This window comes from Parashewanella sp. 2210YD4-3 (genome assembly GCF_056591735.1).
This window is the reverse complement of record NZ_JBWQOG010000033.1, coordinates 1-864: the sequence shown is the minus strand read 5'-3', so window position 1 is coordinate 864 and position 864 is coordinate 1. Positions and strand designations below refer to the sequence as shown.

Annotated in this window: 1 protein-coding gene; it reads right to left on the bottom strand. The window is 43.1% G+C overall.

All coding sequences use genetic code 11. The features are described 5' to 3' along the window. Positions 1-864, bottom strand: an 864-nt coding sequence (locus AC1EU0_RS19170) for a Kelch repeat-containing protein (protein ID WP_480304376.1), incomplete at both ends; no start/stop codon positions are given.

Sequence of the window (864 nt, the reverse complement as noted above, 5' to 3'; positions counted from 1 at the left end):
CCCATCTTCATCTATGACCCATAACTGATTTTTATCAATCACAAAATGCGGTGATCGTACGTTACTCGGCAGCGAGGTTTTTACCCAGTCAGCATTGCTGTCTGCACTTTGGGTATAAAAAACATCTTTACGACCGCTGTTAATGAGCCACAGTTTGTCATCAAAAACTTTTAAATCAAACTTATCACGTGAACGCAATGGTGTTTTTGATGTATTTCTTATCCATTGGTTACCATCAACTGTGCTCCACAAGTGTGAACTGTAAGAGCCTGGGCTGCTGACCCTGCCACCAAGCAGTATTAACTTGCCGTTAAATGAAACCATCTTAGGCTTGTGTCGGCCTGCAGGAGGATTGGTACCTTCAACTTTTTGCCAGTTTATCCCATCCTCACTGACCAATAGCTCGTTCGAATAAGTCTCTCGCCTGTTTTCTCGATAAGCACCGCCAAATACCCACAATTTGCCGTTATGCTCTGTAACTGCTGCCTCTCGACGTTTTGCAAAAGCCTTCGACTCATCAATTTGTTTCACCTGAGACCAAACAGTGCCATCTTCAGAGTGCCAAACTTCATTATTAGCATCACCGCCTTTGACTCCACCGAACATCCACAGTTTGTTTTTGAATACCGCAGAAGCCGTATACAGCATTCTTTGTGGGTATTCCGTCGTAATAACCGTCTTACCGACCTTATTACCTTTGGCAATGGTTACCCATGCATCTTGACCTTGTTCGGCATTGTCATCGATAAATTTAGAATCATCAATTTCTTTACTGTAGAGGTTTTCACAATCGGTGCCTTCTAAGGCATCACAATCATTGGTTGCACTGTAAAATTGCTTACCATCCGCATCGAGGATTCTAAC